This is a genomic window from Jeotgalibacillus haloalkalitolerans, from assembly GCF_034427455.1.
In the GTDB taxonomy this organism is placed as follows: Bacteria; Bacillota; Bacilli; order Bacillales; family Jeotgalibacillaceae; genus Jeotgalibacillus; species Jeotgalibacillus haloalkalitolerans.
In genome coordinates, this window is the sequence record NZ_JAXQNN010000004.1 from 160,637 (window position 1) to 179,159 (window position 18,523).

The 18,523-nt window shown below is 42.4% G+C and carries 15 protein-coding genes; 4 read left to right on the forward strand and 11 right to left on the reverse strand.

All coding sequences use genetic code 11. The features are described from left to right. Positions 1–11 precede the first annotated feature (11 nt). The 5 genes from UFB30_RS12335 to UFB30_RS12355 all read right to left on the reverse strand — a co-directional run bounded on the left by UFB30_RS12335 (position 12) and on the right by UFB30_RS12355 (position 6,240). Positions 12–1,043, reverse strand: coding sequence for a LacI family DNA-binding transcriptional regulator (locus tag UFB30_RS12335; protein ID WP_322422000.1), 1,032 nt, complete (start codon positions 1,041–1,043; stop codon positions 12–14). Positions 1,044–1,093: 50 nt separating this feature from the next. Next, positions 1,094–2,638, reverse strand: a complete 1,545-nt coding sequence (locus UFB30_RS12340; RefSeq protein ID WP_322422001.1) for an alpha-amylase family glycosyl hydrolase — start codon at positions 2,636–2,638, stop codon at positions 1,094–1,096. 80 nt (positions 2,639–2,718) lie between these two features. Further along, positions 2,719–3,561, reverse strand: a complete 843-nt coding sequence (locus UFB30_RS12345) for a sugar ABC transporter permease (protein WP_322422002.1) — start codon at positions 3,559–3,561, stop codon at positions 2,719–2,721. Beyond that, positions 3,561–4,871: a carbohydrate ABC transporter permease gene (locus UFB30_RS12350; RefSeq protein ID WP_322422003.1), complete on the reverse strand. Its 1,311-nt coding sequence runs from the start codon at positions 4,869–4,871 to the stop codon at positions 3,561–3,563. Before UFB30_RS12350 ends, UFB30_RS12345 begins: the two co-directional genes overlap by 1 nt. A 94-nt stretch (positions 4,872–4,965) precedes the next feature. Continuing rightward, positions 4,966–6,240 carry a sugar ABC transporter substrate-binding protein gene (locus UFB30_RS12355; RefSeq protein WP_322422005.1) on the reverse strand — a complete coding sequence of 425 codons (1,275 nt, stop codon included), beginning with the start codon at positions 6,238–6,240 and terminating at the stop codon, positions 4,966–4,968. A gap of 266 nt (positions 6,241–6,506) precedes the next feature. Between UFB30_RS12355 and UFB30_RS12360 the strand changes: the two genes are divergently transcribed. The 4 genes from UFB30_RS12360 (at position 6,507) to UFB30_RS12375 (ending at position 11,612) form a co-directional block, all read left to right on the forward strand. Then, a complete protein-coding gene (locus tag UFB30_RS12360) occupies positions 6,507–8,255 on the forward strand; it encodes a glycoside hydrolase family 13 protein (RefSeq protein WP_322422006.1) in 1,749 nt (582 codons plus the stop codon). Positions 8,256–8,324: 69 nt separating this feature from the next. After that, complete coding sequence (locus tag UFB30_RS12365; protein ID WP_322422007.1) at positions 8,325–9,665, forward strand: MATE family efflux transporter; 1,341 nt, start codon at positions 8,325–8,327, stop codon at positions 9,663–9,665. Between the two features lie 200 nt (positions 9,666–9,865). Next, positions 9,866–10,207 (forward strand): P-II family nitrogen regulator, encoded by a 342-nt coding sequence (locus UFB30_RS12370; protein WP_039808417.1) that lies wholly within the window; start codon positions 9,866–9,868, stop codon positions 10,205–10,207. Between the two features lie 22 nt (positions 10,208–10,229). Beyond that, the gene (locus tag UFB30_RS12375; protein ID WP_322422008.1) at positions 10,230–11,612 is read left to right on the forward strand and encodes an ammonium transporter; all 1,383 of its coding nucleotides are present in this window, start codon (positions 10,230–10,232) and stop codon (positions 11,610–11,612) included. 46 nt (positions 11,613–11,658) lie between these two features. On the opposite strand, the gene UFB30_RS12380 is transcribed toward UFB30_RS12375, so the two are convergent. The 6 genes from UFB30_RS12380 to UFB30_RS12405 form a co-directional block, all read right to left on the reverse strand. Beyond that, a complete protein-coding gene (locus UFB30_RS12380; RefSeq protein WP_322422009.1) occupies positions 11,659–12,489 on the reverse strand; it encodes a phytoene/squalene synthase family protein in 831 nt (276 codons plus the stop codon). Then, the gene (locus UFB30_RS12385; RefSeq protein WP_322422010.1) at positions 12,467–13,945 is read right to left on the reverse strand and encodes a phytoene desaturase family protein; all 1,479 of its coding nucleotides are present in this window, start codon (positions 13,943–13,945) and stop codon (positions 12,467–12,469) included. Before UFB30_RS12385 ends, UFB30_RS12380 begins: the two co-directional genes overlap by 23 nt. Further along, positions 13,942–15,456, reverse strand: coding sequence for a phytoene desaturase family protein (locus UFB30_RS12390; protein WP_322422011.1), 1,515 nt, complete (start codon positions 15,454–15,456; stop codon positions 13,942–13,944). The genes UFB30_RS12385 and UFB30_RS12390 overlap by 4 nt, the downstream gene beginning before the upstream one ends. A gap of 156 nt (positions 15,457–15,612) precedes the next feature. Beyond that, positions 15,613–15,984, reverse strand: a complete 372-nt coding sequence (locus UFB30_RS12395) for a YisL family protein (RefSeq protein WP_322422012.1) — start codon at positions 15,982–15,984, stop codon at positions 15,613–15,615. 396 nt (positions 15,985–16,380) lie between these two features. Further along, positions 16,381–17,289 carry a fumarylacetoacetate hydrolase family protein gene (locus tag UFB30_RS12400; protein WP_322422013.1) on the reverse strand — a complete coding sequence of 303 codons (909 nt, stop codon included), beginning with the start codon at positions 17,287–17,289 and terminating at the stop codon, positions 16,381–16,383. A 67-nt stretch (positions 17,290–17,356) separates the two neighbouring features. Continuing rightward, positions 17,357–18,517 carry a DUF418 domain-containing protein gene (locus UFB30_RS12405; RefSeq protein WP_322422014.1) on the reverse strand — a complete coding sequence of 387 codons (1,161 nt, stop codon included), beginning with the start codon at positions 18,515–18,517 and terminating at the stop codon, positions 17,357–17,359. Positions 18,518–18,523 lie beyond the last annotated feature (6 nt).

The window sequence follows — 18,523 nt, forward strand, 5'->3', positions numbered from 1 at the left end:
CCGGAGCGCTCTTATTTTTTTGTGTATTCAGTTGAGAATCTCTTCACAATCTTATGCGGAACAGTAATCCGATGATAGGGTACGTCCTTGTTTTCAACACAATTAATCAGCTGCTTTGAGGCTTCATAACCAAGCTGAAATATATTAATATCCACTGAGGTCAATGGCGGCCGTGACATTTCAGAAAACAGGACATTATTAAAACTGATAATTGAAATATCCTCAGGGACTGACATATCCAGTTCACTCAGCGTATTTAACACACCAAGAGACATCAGATCATCCGTCACTAACAGCGCCGTTGGACGATCCTGCTCAGGCAGCTCCATCAGCGCACAGATTGCGTCCTTTCCGCCTTCAAGTAAAAAGCTCTCATGAACTGTGTAATCATCACGATAGGGAATACCTGCTTTTTGAAGCGCATCCTTATAACCCTGAAGTCTTTCAACGGTTACAACGAGCTGCTTATCCCCTCCGACATACGCAATCCTTTCATGACCCATGCCAATCAGAAATTCAGTTGCATCGAATCCTGCACGCACATTATCGTTATCCACATGCGTAATGCTGTCTGCCATTTTGTACGGCTTTCCAATCATAACAAAAGGAAAATTCCGCTCCTGGAGATACGATACAATTCTGTCTTCCACTTTCGAATACAGCAGTACGACCCCATCAACACGGCCACCCTGTACCATCTGGACAACTCCGTTATAGATATCATCCTCACTTTTTCCTGTTACCAGCTGCAGTGCATATTGATGTTCATGTGCACCTTCATTCAGCCCTCTTAAAACCGTTGGAAAGAAAGGATTTTGAAAAAACACGTCTGATGAACCCGGAGTGACTAGTCCGATCACCTGCGTTGCCTGATTGGCGAGACTTCTGGCTATAAAATTCGGATGATAGCCAAGGAGCTCCATCGCTTCTCTTACCTTTACCTTTGTCCGCTCACTGATTCTCGGGTTGTTTGCAATTACTCTTGAAACGGTGGACGGCGCTACATTTGCAGCTTTTGCTACATCTTTTATCGTGACAGACATCATCGTCACCTCCTGTGATTACGCTTACAAATTTTATAAAAACCAAAGACTTATGCCTTTGATTTTCTATTCCCTTTTTTCTTCATAAATATGAATAACCCAATGAAGAAAATCCAGACTGCTGCAATCAGTGCGAGGAAACCATAGTTGATACCTGTTTCATCTGCCACCACATAAATTTCAGCCACTTCACGATCCAGTACAATTCTGAACTGATCATTCTCCGGTCTCACAAGGTCTCCACCAAGCATGCCCCGAAGCTCGCTGTCATCTTTAAAATCTGCAACAGGTAAATCCACTGTCTGGGTTTCACTTGTATTATTGATCGCAATGACTGTTGTTTCATCTTCATATTCACGTTCGTACACAAGCATTCCCTGCTCATTGTAAAGAACGTTCAATGTTCCTCTTGTTAATGAAGGAAGTTCCTGTCTAAGCTCACCAACATCAGCGATATACTCTTCCAATTCTTCATCGATATTGAAATCCATCAATCTGCGGTTATCCGGATCTTCTCCTCCGTCTAAAGCGATTTCAGATCCATAGTACATAATTGGAATACCCGGTATTGTAAACATGAATGCAGTCGCCAGCTCCCACCTTGTACCAGGGAACATATTATTCTCTGCAGCAAGCCTTGTAAAACGGGTCATATCATGGTTATCAATAAAGTTCCCCATCAGATACGGGTTATCAAAAAACTGCTGATTGTAATCCCAGTAATTAAATATTCTGGCTGTAGACTGATCAACGGTCTGAAAAGCGCTTCTCATCTGTTCAGCAAGCGGAAAGTCCACAAAGCCGTCAATCCCTGTGTCAGCATACTCAGCGATCTTTCTTACATCTGTGTCATATACCTCACCAATTAAATAAAAGTCATCTTTTACAGACTTAACTTCAGAAGAAAATTCAGTCCAGAATTCAGCCGGCACGTGCTTCACTGTATCAAGACGATAACCGTCAATATTAGTTTCTTCGATCCACCATTTAGCTGCATCAAATAAGTATTCCCGTACTTCAGGGTTTTCAGTATTCAGATCAGGAAGGCCGTAAATCCAGCCATTCTCCAGCTGCTCAGGATCATTATTATCTCTGATTGGCTGTTCTTCATGGTACCAGTCTTCTTTTTCCGGATCTGTCACCCAAGGGTGAGATGGCGCTGTATGATTGACAACAAAATCAAGAATGACTTTAATATCCCTGTTGTGCGCTTCATCAACCAGCTTTTTAAACTCTTCAATTGTTCCGAAATGTTCTTCCGTTTCATAAAAATCGTCAATCCAGTAGCCGTGATATCCCTTCTCTTCATTAGAAAAGATCGGTGTCAGCCAGATGGCCGTGAAGCCCATATCTTCAATATGATCCAGCTGGTCAATGATACCCTGAAAATCTCCACCGTGATAGGCACGCGGGTCCTGAGTATTTACTGTAAAGTCATTTGAGGTATCCCCATTAAAGAAACGGTCTACCATTAAAAAATAAATTGATTCATCCTGCCACATTCTCTCTTCCTTTTCAACAGCGCCTGCTGAATTCAAAAAAGCGCTATTAAAAAGGAGGATAGTGATGAGTAAAAGAGCGCTGACTCTTCTCACCTCTGCCCCTCCTCCTTTAACGGAAAATTTTCCGAAGTTACGTAAGCTATGTGTCTGTAAGAATCAATCAGTATCAGTGATTAACCTTTCGTACCGCCTGCAGTCAGCCCTGAGATCAGGTAACGCTGGGATAAGAGGTAAACAAGTGCGATTGGCACAGCGATCAGAATCGATCCTGCAGCAAATCGTGTAAAGTTGTTATCAAACTGATTACTGATAAAGTTGAATAGTCCAAGTGCAAGCGTAAAGTTGTCAGGGTTTCTGAGAATAATACGCGGCAGCAGGAAGTCAACAAACGGTGCCATGAAATTGAATAATGCTACAACACCGAGAATCGGTTTTGCAAGCGGCAGCATAATTTTGAAAAATACGCCTAAATGTCCGGCACCATCAATTCTTGCAGCTTCATCAAGCTCCTTAGGTATTGTATCAAAATATCCTTTCACCAGCCAAGCATTGAATGGTATTTGACCGCCAATATAGATCAAAGTAAGTCCAACTAGTGAATCAAGTAATCCAACCATGTTCAGCATCACGTAAATTGCCACCATTCCCATAATAACAGGGAACATCTGAAGCAATAGGAATGCATACAGACCGTATTTACGTCCAGTGAACTTATAGCGTGAGAATGCATAAGCAACAAATGAAGTCAACACGACTGAGAAAAAAGCATTCGCAATCGCAACGATTACACTGTTTTTGTACCAAAGCATGTAATCACTTGACGGGTCTGTAAATAACCATTTGTAATGTACAAGCGACCAGTTATCCGGTATCAGCTGAGCTGAGTAAAGACTTGTTCCCGGGTTAAGCGACATTCCTACAGTCCATAGAAGAGGATATCCAATGACAACGGCCATGAATGCAAGGAATAGATAAATCAGCGCGACTTCCAGATTGGATTTCATTTTTTTACTCATTATAGATTCCCCTCCTCTTTAAACGATCTTGTTCTTCTGAACTGGAAGAAGGCAAATCCGGTAACGATTAATCCAAGGATTAAGGTAATCGCAGCCGCCATACTGTACTGGTTCAATTCAAACGTCAGATCAAATACCCATGAAATCAGAATGTCAGTTCCGCCTGCGTTTTGTCCGCGCACAGGAGGACCACCCTCGTTAAACAGGTAGATAATATTAAAGTTATTAAAGTTTCCGGCATACTGCATAATCAAAAGCGGTGCAGTCGCATACAGTACGTGTGGAAGCGTGATATTTCTGAACTTCTGCATACGGCTGGCTCCATCAACGTCAGCTGCTTCATACCAGTCTTTAGAGATACTCTGTAAAATACCGGTGAATAATGCAAACACAAATGGAAACCCGAGCCATGTCTGTATCATAATTAACGCAATGCGTGTCCAGAATGGATCCTGAAGCCATGGAATCGCCAGATCAAACATTGCGAGAACATCCGTATTTATTGCTCCGAAACGATCGTTAAACATTGCTGCAAAAACAAGGATCGTAACGAAAGCCGGTACTGCCCATGGAAGAATTAAAATCGTCCGGATTAAACGCTTAAATTTAATACGCGGATCATTTACTAATAAAGCAAGGAAAAGTCCAAGTGCAATCTGAAGTGTTGTTGCGACAACTGTCCAGACAACTGTCCATGTAAAAACACTGATAAATGTTTCCTGCCAGATGTTACTGTCCCCGGCACCTGTTCCAAAGAAAAGACGTCCGAAGTTTTCAAAACCGATCCAGCTCAGCAGGTTTCTCGGCGGCTGGTTATATTGCGTATAATCTGTAAATGCTAAAGCGATCGTAAACATAAGTGGTAAAACTACGATAAATACAAGCATGATTAAGCCTGGAGTGACAAAGAAGTAAGGGAATCCTGTGTCCCAAACATTACGCAGTGCCTCTTTAAAGGTCGGCACTTTCTCGCCGTCTCTCAGACGGATTGCATCCCGTTTTGCATCTTTCACGTTCGCTATGTAGAGCGTAATCGCAAATGCAATCAGCACAAGTGCTACAAGTCCATAGATTAATAGAAATACTGAGTGGTCTGTACCTGCAAGTGTCCCCAGAGTCATAATGCCCCAGATACCATAATTGATAAACTGTCCAAGCGTCAGGATAAAGGAAACTTCAAGAATGATAAATAAAGTACCCTTTACATATCTGCGGTTGTACAACTGACCTAAACCTGCAAGAAGAATTGATAGGATGACAGCTAATTTGGGGTTGTGGTTCTTTTTAGCTGCCGGATTAGCAGTTGACATGTCATCGCCTCCCTAGTGAGCGTTTCGAAAAATCTTCTCTATAAAGTGAGTGGATAGAAGGAGGGAATCCTTCTATCCACCATCGTCATGAATATTATTGCTGTGCAGTCGCGATATTATCTTTAATCTGCTGTACTGCTTCGTCAAGTACTTCCTGTACATCGTCACCCTGTGCGATGAATGAAAGTGCATTGTTGATTGGATCCCAAACCTGCTGCATTTCAGGAGTAGATGGCATTGGCGTACCATACTGAATCTGTTCTGCAAAAGGAGCGATCAGTTCGTTAGATGTTACAGCTTCACCTTCAAGTGCTGCCTGGTTAGCCGGAAGCTCACCTGCACCTTCAAAGTAAGCAGTAGAGTTTTCTTCATTTGTCAGGAATAGCGCTAGATCAGTTGCAGCTTCTTTGTTCTCTGAGTAATCAGAAACCATCCATGATTTAACACCTACGAATGATGTTGCATTGTTTCCGTCAACTGTTGGAAGAATTGCTGTTCCAAGGCTGTCGCCAAGTGCTTCTTCGTAAGCCGGGATGTTCCAAGGACCAGTGATTGCAACGCCGACTTTACCGTCTGTGAATAGACCGTTCATGATGTCAGGGTTGATTTCAACCGGGATGTAACCATTTTCATACCATGACTGGATCAGTTCTCCACCAGCTACAGCGCCTTCATTGTTAAGACCGATATCCTCTACATCATAAGAACCGCCTTCGTTGTTAAATACATATGCGCCATTAGCGCCGAAGAAAGGATATGAGAAGTAGAAGTTTGCAGCTTCCATAAGGAAACCATACTGATCTGAAGCAGCATCAGTCTGCTCTTCAGCAATTGCCATCAGCTCATCCATTGTTGCAGGTGCTTCTTCAACAAGGTCTTTATTGTAGAATGTTCCGTATGTTTCAACTACAAGTGGAGCTCCGTAGATTTCACCATCATACGTAACAGCTTCGATTGCTGTTTCTGAGTAAGTACCTTCTGCTTCACCAAGATCAATTGGTGATGCAAGTCCCTGAAGGACGATATTACCAATACGGTCATGCGGCTGGAAGAACAGGTCAGGTCCGTTTCCTGCAGGACCATCAAGGTTAAGCGCTTCCACTTGATCCAGCATGTTCATTGGTGTCACTTCAATTTCAATACCAGTTTCTTCAGTGTACTTTTCAAAAAGTGTATCAAGAACTGCCTTCTGTTCCTCACTGTCGTTTACCCAGACACTAAGTGACTCAGGCTGATCGCCGGATTCCTCTGAATCTCCGCCCCCGCTGTCATCATTAGAACCGCCAGACTCTTCACGATCTGGTGCACAAGCTGCAAGGACACCAATTAATAGTAGTACCATTGCAAAAATCGATAGATACTTTTTCAACATTGACCCCTCCTAAAGGTATTAAACATTTGTCTGTACAACCGTTTGCACAAAGCAATAAAAAAATAAAACTTAAACGCTTTCATTATTTCTGTGAAAACGATTGCACAACCTACTTTTATTATAATCAGAAATTAAAAGATTACAATACTTTTTTCAAAGTTTTTGCAGAATGTGACGAAAATATTTCGGGAACGTCTGATTGACAAGAAAATCCCTTTGGCATAATGTTGTAATCAATTCCATACTCAGGAGGCTAATATAAGATGAATAAAGCAGCTGTCTATCACCGCGCGGATCGCTCTATGGCGTACGCGATCTCAAAGGATCAAATACAAATCAGATTAAAAACCGCAAAAAATGACGTCCATCAGGTAAAGCTGTTACATGGTGATCCATACAACTGGTCGAATCACAAATGGAACCACGAAGAAATCGAAATGATACTTAAAGGCTCTGACGAACTGCACGATTACTGGGAAATTAACCTCGAGCCTCCCTTCCACCGACTGCGTTACGGATTTGTGCTTTCTAATAAGAAGAAAAATGTTTTTTATGGCGAAAAGAACTTTCATCAGACCCCTCCTGAAGACATTGGAGAATATTTCTGTATGCCTTATATGAATCAGGCAGATCAGTTCCAGTCACCTGAATGGGTTCATAACACGGTATGGTATCAGATTTTCCCTGAACGATTTGCAAATGGAGACCCCTCTATTAATCCGCCCGCTACCATCCCCTGGGCCAGCGAGGATCCAAAAAGAGACTCATTCTTTGGTGGTGACCTTCAGGGCGTTATTGATCATCTGGACTACCTTGCAGAACTGGGTATCACAGGCATTTATTTCACTCCGCTTTTCGAGGCTTCATCAAACCATAAATATGATACAATCGACTACTTTGAAATCGATCAGTATTTTGGTGATAAAGACAAACTGAAGGAACTTATAAAAGAATGTAAAAAGCGCGACATTAAAGTGATGCTGGATGCTGTGTTTAACCACAGCGGGTTCTTCTTCCCTCCGTTTCAGGATGTGCTTGAAAAAGGAGAAAACTCAAGATATAAAGACTGGTTCCATATATGGGACTTCCCGGTTCAGACAACGCCTGAACCGAATTACGATACCTTTGCTTTTACATATATGATGCCTAAGTTAAATACAGAACATCCCGAAGTAAAAAACTACCTGCTTGAAGCAGCACGATACTGGGCACGGGAATTTGAAATCGACGGCTGGCGTCTGGATGTTGCGAATGAAGTGGACCAGGCATTCTGGCGGGAGTTCAGAGCAGAAATTAAAAAGATCAACCCTGACCTTTATATTCTGGGAGAGGTATGGCACGATTCAATTCCATGGCTGCAAGGCGACCAGTTTGACGCTGTCATGAATTATCCTTTCACAACAAATGCCCTTCAGTTAATTGCCAAACGTTCGATTTCTGTTTCTTCATTTATTGAAAATATGACAAAGGTTCAATATATGTATCCTTCACCGGTCAATCGGGCTGCTTTTAACCTGATTGGCAGTCACGACACATCAAGAATCCTGACAGAGTGTGAAGGTGATGATCAGCGCGTGAAGCAGATTCTGACCCTTTTATTAACTTATTACGGAACTCCTTGTATTTATTACGGTGATGAAGTCGGTCTGTCAGGTGGAATGGATCCGGGCTGCAGAAAGTGTATGGAATGGGATAAAGCTCAGCAGAATCAGGACCTGCTCAGCTATATAAAGCAATTGATTGCGCTTCGTAAAAACGAGCCGCTGCTTGCAAATGACGGAGACCTTTCATTCTATGATGTCAGCGAGCATACACTTGTTATGAAAAGAGAGAATCATGATTCAGCTATCTTTATCCTTATAAACCTGTCTGATCAGAAAGATACGCTTAAAGTACCTTATCCATTAAATAAACGAAAAAGCATTGACTTAATGACCGGAGAAGCGCATAAATGGAAAAAGGGAAAATTTAAATTAAAACCACAGGAAATCAAAATGGTTAAAGTTTATTAATCAAAGACTGGGGCTCACCTGCCCCAGTCTTTGATTGTGTAAGGAAACAGCCGGAAAGAAGGTTCAAAGTTGAAAAGCTCTACTAAGAAATTAACGTTGTTTGCATTGACCTGGCCAATTTTTATTGAAATTTCACTTCACATGTTAATGGGGAATGCCGACACACTGATGCTCAGCCAGTATTCAGATGACAGTGTGGCAGCAGTCGGCATATCCAATCAGATTCTTGCATTGATCATTGTCATGTTTGGATTTGTCGCAACAGGTACTTCTATTTTAGTCGCACAGTATCTGGGTGCCGGAAAACAAAAGAGCGCTGCTGAAATTGCAGTCGTCTCAGTTGCAGCAAACCTGGTATTCAGTCTCATATTGAGTATTCTCCTGTTTATATTTGATGACAGGATTCTGTTATTAATGGATTTACCTCCTGAGCTATTGCCCGAGGCAACTATTTATCTGCAGATCGTCGGGGGACTTTCATTTATACAGGCGGTCATTATGACACTCGGTGCTGTGCTCAGAAGCTACAGCTTCACTAAAGACGCAATGTTTGTAACGCTTGGCATGAACATTGTAAACGTGATCGGAAATTACATTGTGATCTTCGGGGCTTTTGGATTCCCGGTGCTTGGCGTTGAAGGGGTTGCCTATTCCACGGCAATCAGCAGGTTTTTAGGGCTTATTGTTTTATTTATTCTTTTAATTAAACGGATTGAAGGGGGATTACCCTTCTTCTCACTATTTAAGCTTCCCTTCTCTCACCTGAAGAATCTGCTGAAAATCGGCATTCCTTCAGCAGGAGAACAGCTGTCTTATAATGCTTCGCAGCTGGTGATTACAGCTTTTATTGCCTCCCTTGGTACAGAAGCAATTACGACAAGGGTGTATACACTCAATATCATGATGTTTATCTTTCTCTTTGCCATTTCCATTGGTCAGGGAAGTCAGATTCTGATCGGTCATATGGTTGGCGCTGGAAAAATAAATGAAGCTTATAAACGCGGAATCAAGAGTCTGAAAATCGCCATCTATATTTCCTTTGGGATGGCTGTATTGTTTTCAATCTTTTCAGAAACACTGCTCGGCATTTTCACTGCTAATGAAGACATTCTGTTTTTAGGATCTGTATTAATCTATCTGACAATTATTCTCGAGCCAGGCAGAAGCTTTAATCTCGTCATGATCAATTCACTCAGGGCAGCAGGTGACGTAAAATTCCCTGTCTATATCGGCATTCTCTCTATGTGGGGTGTAGCGGTATTGTTCGCTTACCTGTTAGGTATCGTTTTTGGACTTGGTCTGATCGGGATCTGGATTGCTTTTATTTTAGATGAATGGCTCAGAGGTATTTTAATGTTAAGAAGATGGCGCTCAAAAATATGGGTACAAAAAAAGTTTGCTCAGGTCTAAAACGCTTTCATTGAAGCTCTCACTCAGGTGAGAGCTTTTTTCATGTAATAAAACCTGACATGAAAATAATTTTTTTCGAAAAAACACTTGCAATTGTTTAATTTTCTGAATATTATTATAAACATAATAACTTTCATGTCATAAAACCTAACACGTATTCCATGTAAGGTGACCTGACATTGAACTCAAGGAGGATAAAAATGAAAAAGATTGAAGCAATTGTTCGTCCAGAGGTCTTTCAGGAATTGCGTGAGAAGCTGGTTCATCTCGGAATTAACGGATTGACCGTTTTCGAGGCTGCAGGCTGTGGTAACCAAAAAGGAAAAAAAGGTGCGTTCAGAGGTACATCCTATGAACTTCCACTGGTCTCGCGTATCAAAGTGGAAATGGTGACCGAAGAACACCGGACAGATGAAATTGTTGATGCCATTATCGAGGCCTGCGCTACCGGGGAGGTTGGAGACGGCAAAATCTTTATCTCTCCTATTGAAGAGATTATCAGAATCAGAAGTGGTGAACGCGGCAGACAGGCTGTTCTTTAAAAACTTTGGAGGTGTTTGAATCATGAAAAAGAAAATCTTATCAGTTACAGCACTTGGAAGTCTTGTGACAACAAGTGCATATGCAGCACCAGTTACAGCAGAAAGTGTTCAATTTTCATTAGATACGATGTGGGTCATGATTGCAGCAATCTTAGTATTCTTTATGCACGCAGGGTTTGCAATGGTTGAATCAGGTTTTACACGCGCTAAAAACACACTCAATATTTTACTTAAAAATATCCTGACCATTTCAATCGGATCAGTCTTGTATTTTCTGGTCGGTTACGGAATTATGTTCGGAAGCTCTAATGGATTCTTCGGTACGACAGGCTTTGCATTATCAGGGGTAGAAGACGTTGGTTTCTTCTTATTCCAGGCTGTATTTGCTGCTACATGTGCAACGATTATTTCAGGTGCGGTAGCAGAACGAATGAAATTAAGCAGCTACTTAATTTTGACTGTGCTGATGACTGGCGCAATCTATCCGGTAGTCGGACACTGGGTATGGGGCGGCGGCTGGATCTCCGAGCTTGGATTTGTTGATTTTGCGGGTTCAACGGTTGTTCACCTGACTGGGGCAGTAGGTGCTTTCGCAGCAGTTGCATTCCTTGGAGCACGTATTGGAAAATATGAAGGCAAAAAGGTAAATGCGATTCCGGGACACAATATCCCAATCGGTGCACTTGGTGTATTCATTCTGTGGTTCGGCTGGTTCGGTTTTAACGGAGGAAGTTCTTTAGCAGCTGATCCGACACTTGTACCTGTAGTTATTTCAACAACACTACTATCAGCATCAGGCGGTGTCATCGCTTCTGCACTTTATACGAAAATCAGATTCAAGCAGATTGACCCTTCTATTACACTAAACGGCGCACTTGGTGGGCTTGTCGGGATCACTGCAGGTACAGCAAACGTTTCTCTGATTGGTGCAGTGATTATTGGTCTTGTAGCTGGTGTGATTCTTGTAGAAGGTATCCGCTTTATTGATGTTGCACTGAAGAAGGATGATCCTGTAGGTGCAATCGCAGTCCACGGTATCTGCGGTATCTGGGGTACACTTGCAGTCGGTCTTTTTGATACAGCGAATGGATTATTCTACGGCGGTGGTGCAGCGCTGCTTGGTGTTCAGGCAATCGGCGTCGGTGCAGTTATCTTATGGACGGGTCTTGCAGTAAGCGCAGTTGTCTTCGCTTTGAAATCTCTTGGCGGCATTCGCGTATCACGTGAAGAGGAAATTGCAGGACTTGACTACTCAGAACACGGTTCAAATGCTTATGAATTAAAAGAATCGCTTGTTTCTTCAACTTCTACTGGTAACGCAGCACTTTCAGGCAGCCTGGTAGAACGTCTTGATGAACTTGGAAAAGCAGGTAAAAAGAAAAAGGTTTTAAAAGAAAGCGTATAGGGGTTTCATAGAAAAAGAGCATCCGCTTCATTGGCGGATGCTCTTTTTATTGATAGGATGATAGCAATTTATCTTTCTCACTGACTGGCACATAATTTTTCTCTGAAAATACGTTATAATTATTCTTTCTGACCTGATCAAGAATTGCCCGATACAGGATCGCAGCCCCTTTTACAGGTACTCTGCTCGCAGGTGGATACAGGTGAATGGTAGCCATCGCTTCATCATAATAGCCTTCAGCCATCACCGCCATCTCTTCCCACGTATTGATAAACGCTTCGCCACCCTGCTTTTCAAAAAGCAGAGATTGATCATAGCCATGACGTGTCATGACTTCAGCCGGTAAGTAAACGCGCTTCCGCTCAAGATCCTCTCCAACGTCACGCAGAATATTTGTAATCTGCATCGCATACCCAAGCTTCACAGCACTGTCTCTGAGTGCTTTTTCATTCTCCGGCGCAAGTACCGGCAGCAGCATCAGACCAACTGTACTTGCTACGTGATAGGAATAGTCCAATACATCATCTGTTGTATGGTAAGTTCTGTGGGCCAGATCCATTTTCTGACCCTTTACCATATCCTTAAATGCCTGCACATTCATATCGTAGCGCTTGAATACATCAGCCAGCGCAATCCAGCAGGCACCTTCCAATTTGTCCCCTGATAAAAAACGATCAAATTCTTCTTCAAATGCTGCAAGCTCTGCTTCAGGGATATCGCTCTCATCAACAATATCATCTACTGTCCTGCAAAAGTTATAAATCGCCCACACTGCTTTTCTTTCTTTTGCGGGGAGCATTGAAAAGGCACGATAAAACGTTTTTGAATGGAGTTTAATAACTTTTTCACATTCCTTATAGGCTTTTGCCAGTTCCATCTGCTGATCTCTCCCTTCTATTAAACTTTCTGGCCATTCCATCAGCTAATAGTTTAGCCCCCTGCATCACAATCGGCACACCACCACCCGGGTGAGTGGAAGCCCCCGTCGCAAATACATTCGCAAGATCCGGGTACGGCTGGAACTGCGGTCTGAATGGTCCCGACTGGAAGAGTGCCGGCGCAATGCCAAAGCTGCCACCAGCATACAACCCTTCCTTCCTCGCTTCTTCAGGTGTTCTGATATCAAGCCATTCAATCCGCTCTTTTAAAGATTCAAAACCCGAGCGCTGCATAGAATCAAGGATTTTTTCAGATAAAGCGTCTTTGACACGCTGCCAATCTCCCTCAATTTCTGAAGGAACCGGCACAAGCACATATACTACACTTTTCCCTTCCGGAGCCAGACTATCATCAGTAACAGAAGGGTTAAACACATAATACGAAGGATCTTCAGGTATTCTTTGTTCTTTAAAAATCTGATTCATATTTTTCTCGAAGTTATCACTCATGTAAAACTGATGCATTTTTTTATCCTGATAGATTCCATCCACTCCCATATACAATAGAAGACATCCGGAAGAAGGCTGGTATTGCCTCCCCTGCTTGTTTACCAGTTGTTCAGCGATCGGAAAGTCCCCATTTAATACGACTGCATCTGATGGTTCATACTTACTATTATACAGGACACCGTCAGCTCTACCAGAATTGACTGAAATTTTCTCAACATTCGCACCCTTAACGATTCGTATACCTGCCTTGATCATATTATGTTCAAGCACTTCTGCAAGTCTGGCATAGCCTCCCTTCAGGTAGTGAATACCATGCTCATGTTCACTGTAGGACACCAGTGAATAAATAGCCGGTGTCTGGAATGGGTTGCCGCCAATGTAAAGTGTCTGCAGAGCGTATGCTGTCTTCAGACGGTCATCAGTAAAATAAGACTGAAGCTGCTTTGATACTGATCGGAATGCTTTTAACTTACGCAGTGAATTAATTGTGGAAGGCTGAAGTGCATCCCAGCGCTTTAAAAAAGACTGTTCAAGAAATTTCGGCTTGCCTTCATTAAACCTCATTTCCATATCTCTCATAAATCGCAGATAACCTTCTTCTTCACCAGGAAAAATACGATTGATTTCAGCGATCTGGTCTTCTTTATCTCTGTATTTTGTATAGGTTGTACCATCTGAGAAATGCAGATCGTAAAGCGGATCACATGCGATCAGTTCATAATCCTCTTTCGGGACGCCTGCTTCTTCAAGGAGCGACTGAAGCATTTCAGGTAAAAGAACGATTGTTGGTCCCTTATCAATTTTATATTCACCATGTGTGTGATAAGCAAGCCGGCCGCCAAGCTTTTCCTCTTTTTCAAAAAGCGTGACGTCAAACCCTTTTCTTTTCAGAAGCAGCGCAGACATCATACCGCCTACTCCTCCACCAATAATTGAAACTCTCAACCCGCCTCACCACTTTCATTTCTGACGTGATTTCTTTTCTCATTCATTAGAAGGTTTGACGTAATGCGCGCAGATTCCAGAATCGTCGGGAGTCCGCTTCCGGGATGAGTGCCTCCCCCGACAAGCCAGGTATGTTCAAGCTCTTCAAACTTATTATGAGGGCGTAGCGCCATCATTTGTGTCAGCTGATGTCCCATACTGAATGTCGCGCCCTTAAAAACATTGAAGTCCATCTCCCAGTGTTTAGGACTGATAATGCGTTCAGCTTCTATATGATCACGCAGGTTTTTAAATTCAGTCTTCGCTTCTATTGAATCAAGCACAAGTTCTCTGAAAGTCTGCTCCTGCTTTTCCCAGTCAAGTCCGCTCAGGTTATTCGGAACAGGAGCCAGAATATATAAAGCAGACTTCCCGGCAGGCGCAAGCGTTGGATCCGTGACTGAAGCATTCTGAATATAAATGGATGGATCCTCAGACAATAGCTGAGTCTGCATGATCTCTTCTACATTCTTTTTGTAATCGTCAGCAAATGAGATTGTATGGTGCGGAAGGTCATAAACCTTATCTACACCAAGGTAAATCATAAAAGTGGAGCAGGAATATTTCTTTTTATTCAGCTGAGGTTCACTGAATTTTTTGAGGTGATTTCCTTTTACCAGATTCGTCATCACGTGAGAAACGTCACCATTAATGACCACTTCATCAGCTTCAACATGAACACCCGTTTCAAGTTCAAAACCAGTTACAATTTTTTGGCTGTCAATATGCAGCTGCTTCACACCGTTTCCAAGATGGATCTTCGCGCCAAGCTCTTCTGCTGCTTTTGCCATTGCTTTTGAAAGCTGATTGACGCCTCCCTTCGGATGAAAAATGCCATACTCGTGCTCCATAAATGACAGGATTGAAAATGCGCCAGGACATTCCCACGGCGACATACCGAGATATTTTGCCTGGAAAGTAAATCCAAGCTTCAGTTCTTCATGTTCAAAGTAGTTGCTTAATACATCATACAGACTCTTTCCAAGAGACAGCTGCGGCAGTGCCTTCAACACCCTGAGTGATAAGTAGTCTGTGTAACGATCCATTTTGTTTTGCAGAATCGGCCTCAGCGCATCCATTTTCTTTCGGGTATCATCCATGAATCGGTCATATCCGGATTCGTCTCCCGGAAAATACTTCTTTATCTGCGCCTTCATTTTTTCAGGATCTCTATACATTTTCACTTTTTTATCTTTAAACACCAATTCATACATCATTGGCAGTTCAATCAGATCCACATAATCATGCAGGTTCTTACCCGTCTCCTGAAAAATTTCTTCTGCAATTTCAGGCATACTCAAAAAGGTTGGTCCCACATCAAATGTATAACCGTTCATTGTAAAAGAACTGTTTCTCCCTCCGACAAACGGATGTTTTTCATATACGTTTACTTTATATCCCTTTGAAGCTAACAGCATTGCAGCTGCAAGCCCACCTGGTCCAGCCCCTATTATGGCAATTGAACGGGTCATAAAACAGCCTCCATCCTCAATCGTTTACATTGTACATTGATTGTTCAAATATTATACAGATAGTTGATGTTTATAGTATACACAGGTGTCGGTTTGAAAACAATTTTGAATATGGCGCTTCAAATATACAGAAAAAAGCCGCTGTATAAGCGACTTTTAACCAAGGAAACTGAAGCCGACCGGCAGACTGAACCCAAGGTAAAGTGTGCCCAGCAGCGCAATGACCAATAATATCCACATAACGTTTACTGACTTCTGTTTTTTCGTGCGGACAAGGATCATTTCCATAAATCCGATCACGAGAATTCCAAGCAGAAATTTCACGCCATACAGCGCAGCATCATTTGCTGAGAACTGGAAAAATAACCAGCCGCCAGTGAAGATGATGAGCACATACATCAGGCGCAGAATCATATGTACAATCTTAGCACCTTTCGCGTTAGCTCCCTTCATCAGCGCAAGCGCAATAAAGAAAAGAACAATGCCAAGTACCCATGTTGTAATGTGTAAGTGTGTGTTGTCTAACATTCCCTAACCTCCCTGAAACTAAATACCGAACTATCTATATGCTACCATATTCCCTGATTGCGGTCGCTGAAAACATTGTCGGAGTAATGAATTTTCTCCTGGATAGCACTTGAAACCGCTTATGATCTCCGCTACAGGCGGACGCTTTCCGCGGCCGGGCGGTGAGCCCCTCCGGCTTCGCCGTATGGTCTCACCTGTCCCTTTCCGCCGCAGGAGTCGCCGCCTTTCGCTTCGATCAACACTTTGTCTGCCTCTTTGCATTTCCATGACTTAATTTATAAAACTACATAAACAAATATATAATCTATTCCATTAAAAAACGCACATTAAGAACATATGGTACTGCTCTTAACGTACGTTAAAATTAATTGAATACTCATTTGTTGCTAATTTTATTTATTCACCAATCTCATTCGTCAGTGTGCCGATTCCCTGGACGGAGACTTTGATCTGGTCACCTTTTTTAAGGAACTTAGGCGGATTGAAGCCTTTGCCTACTCCGGCTGGTGTGCCGGTTGCGATCACATCTCCCGGCTCAAGTGTCATTCCTTTTGACAGTGTGGAGATAATCTCTTCAATTGAAAAGATCATATCTGATGTGTTTCCGTCCTGTCTGATTTCATCGTTTACTTTTGTGACGATGCTCAGCTTGTGAGGATGTGGAATTTCATCTTTTGATACAAGGAATGGACCCATTGGACACGTTTCATCCAGGCTTTTTCCAAGGAAAAACTGTTTATGTCTGCTTTGCAGGTCTCTTGCTGTAATGTCATTGACGATTGTATAGCCGAAGACATAATCAATTGCCTGTTTTTCAGGAATATTCTTTCCTCTTTTACCAATCACGATTGCCAGTTCACCTTCATAATCAAGCTGATCTGTCAACTCTTCATAAGATGGCACTAACGCGTTATCCCCTGTAATCGAAGTAGAGGCTTTTGTAAAGACAACCAGTTCTTCAGGGAGATCTTTTTCGGATCCCATTTCAAGGACGTGATCACGGTAGTTTTTGCCGATGCACATTACATTTTTAGGAGTACGTGGTACTGGTGCTTCCCAGACGAGATCTTCAAATTTCACTTTATATCGTGAAACGTGATCACTTTCTTCAGCTGCACGAATACATTTTCTGACTGTCTCCTGTAATTCCATTCCGCTTTGAATACCTTCAAGCAGTGTTGCAGGTACGTTTTCATTTGGAATCAGCTCTTTATGAATTCTGACGATATTCCATGCTGCTTCCTCTCGCTTTACTTTTACACCGTAAAGTAGTTTGTCTTCAAAACGGAAAGATAGAAATTTCATTGAATGTACACTCCTTAAAATCTGAATTGTCCTTCTATTATACATTTTTTCTTCTATTCTTACAGTTTTATTTTCTGGAATACGACAGTTTTCTCCATAATTTCTCGACAGGCCCCTGATTAAATTTAGATAACCAGATTTCTGCGAAGATCACCTGCATAACAAATATCCCGAGCGCGATCAGTGTACCGGTCATCAGTGTGACTTCACCGTACAGACCAAATCCGTAATTATAGAAGATCAGCGTTCCGATAACAGATTGGGTCAGATAAGTTGTCAGCGCCATACGCCCTGTTTTCGCCAAAGGCTGAAGCAGCTTCACTGATACTGCTGCTGTCATAATGAGTAACAGCAGTGTCATATACCCCATCCCTACAAGCGGTCCGCCAACGTAATCCTGCATAAAGACATAAGCCAGGTTCTGTTCTCCCCAGTAAGGAGCAGTTTTTAATGCAATGCCGATTCCTAAAAATACCACCGTTAACATACCAAGCAGTTTCTTCTTTTCAGCTGCCCGCTGGAATAATTTCAACTTGGCTGCACCTGCTCCGATCATCATCAAAGGTAAAATGACGATGATGATTGAAACAAATCCCTCAGGACTGTTTGCATATTCCCAGTCATCGAGACGCTGACCGAAAATCTGTGTAAATGTTCCGTTACCGTAGTTTGCCACTGAGGATTCAATATCCTGTACTGAACTGAAATAAGTAACAGTCATCGGGTCCACCATGGAAGCGAAAAACATGATCCCTGTCAGGAGCCCTTGTGGCAATAAATAAACAGTAAACCCAAGAATCAACAGCATTTTTCCGCTCAGCTTCAGCATCCAGATCAGAATAAACCCGGTAACAGCGTACGTAATCAGAATATCCCCTGACCACACTAAAAACGCATGTATCATGCCAATGCCCAGCAGAATGATTAATCTCCTGACAGCAAAAGAAGTAAAGACCGTACCCTTTTCTGATGCCCTCATAAATTGTATCGCCAGACCCGCTCCGAACATCATTGCAAAGATCGGGTAAAAGCTCGCCTGAACAAATACATCGATCCACCAGTAAACCGGCCTGTTAATAGAATCCCCCCACCATGCATACGGATCATAATAGTAAAAAGGTGAGTGAAATGAAATCATATTGACAATAAATATTCCAAGCAGAGAAAAACCTCTGATCACATCGAGGTTCTGCATTCTCTGCTGTGAACCGATTGGCTGTAAACTCAAAACATA

Coding starts and splice junctions, on each gene's coding strand:
- UFB30_RS12335 (WP_322422000.1), bottom strand. CDS start 1,043: ATGTCTGTCACGATAAAAGATGTAGCAAAAGCTGCAAATGTAGCGCCG.
- UFB30_RS12345 (WP_322422002.1), bottom strand. CDS start 3,561: ATGAGTAAAAAAATGAAATCCAATCTGGAAGTCGCGCTGATTTATCTA.
- UFB30_RS12350 (WP_322422003.1), bottom strand. CDS start 4,871: ATGTCAACTGCTAATCCGGCAGCTAAAAAGAACCACAACCCCAAATTA.
- UFB30_RS12360 (WP_322422006.1), top strand. CDS start 6,507: ATGAATAAAGCAGCTGTCTATCACCGCGCGGATCGCTCTATGGCGTAC.
- UFB30_RS12370 (WP_039808417.1), top strand. CDS start 9,866: ATGAAAAAGATTGAAGCAATTGTTCGTCCAGAGGTCTTTCAGGAATTG.
- UFB30_RS12375 (WP_322422008.1), top strand. CDS start 10,230: ATGAAAAAGAAAATCTTATCAGTTACAGCACTTGGAAGTCTTGTGACA.
- UFB30_RS12380 (WP_322422009.1), bottom strand. CDS start 12,489: ATGGAACTGGCAAAAGCCTATAAGGAATGTGAAAAAGTTATTAAACTC.
- UFB30_RS12390 (WP_322422011.1), bottom strand. CDS start 15,456: ATGACCCGTTCAATTGCCATAATAGGGGCTGGACCAGGTGGGCTTGCA.
- UFB30_RS12395 (WP_322422012.1), bottom strand. CDS start 15,984: ATGTTAGACAACACACACTTACACATTACAACATGGGTACTTGGCATT.
- UFB30_RS12400 (WP_322422013.1), bottom strand. CDS start 17,289: ATGAAATTTCTATCTTTCCGTTTTGAAGACAAACTACTTTACGGTGTA.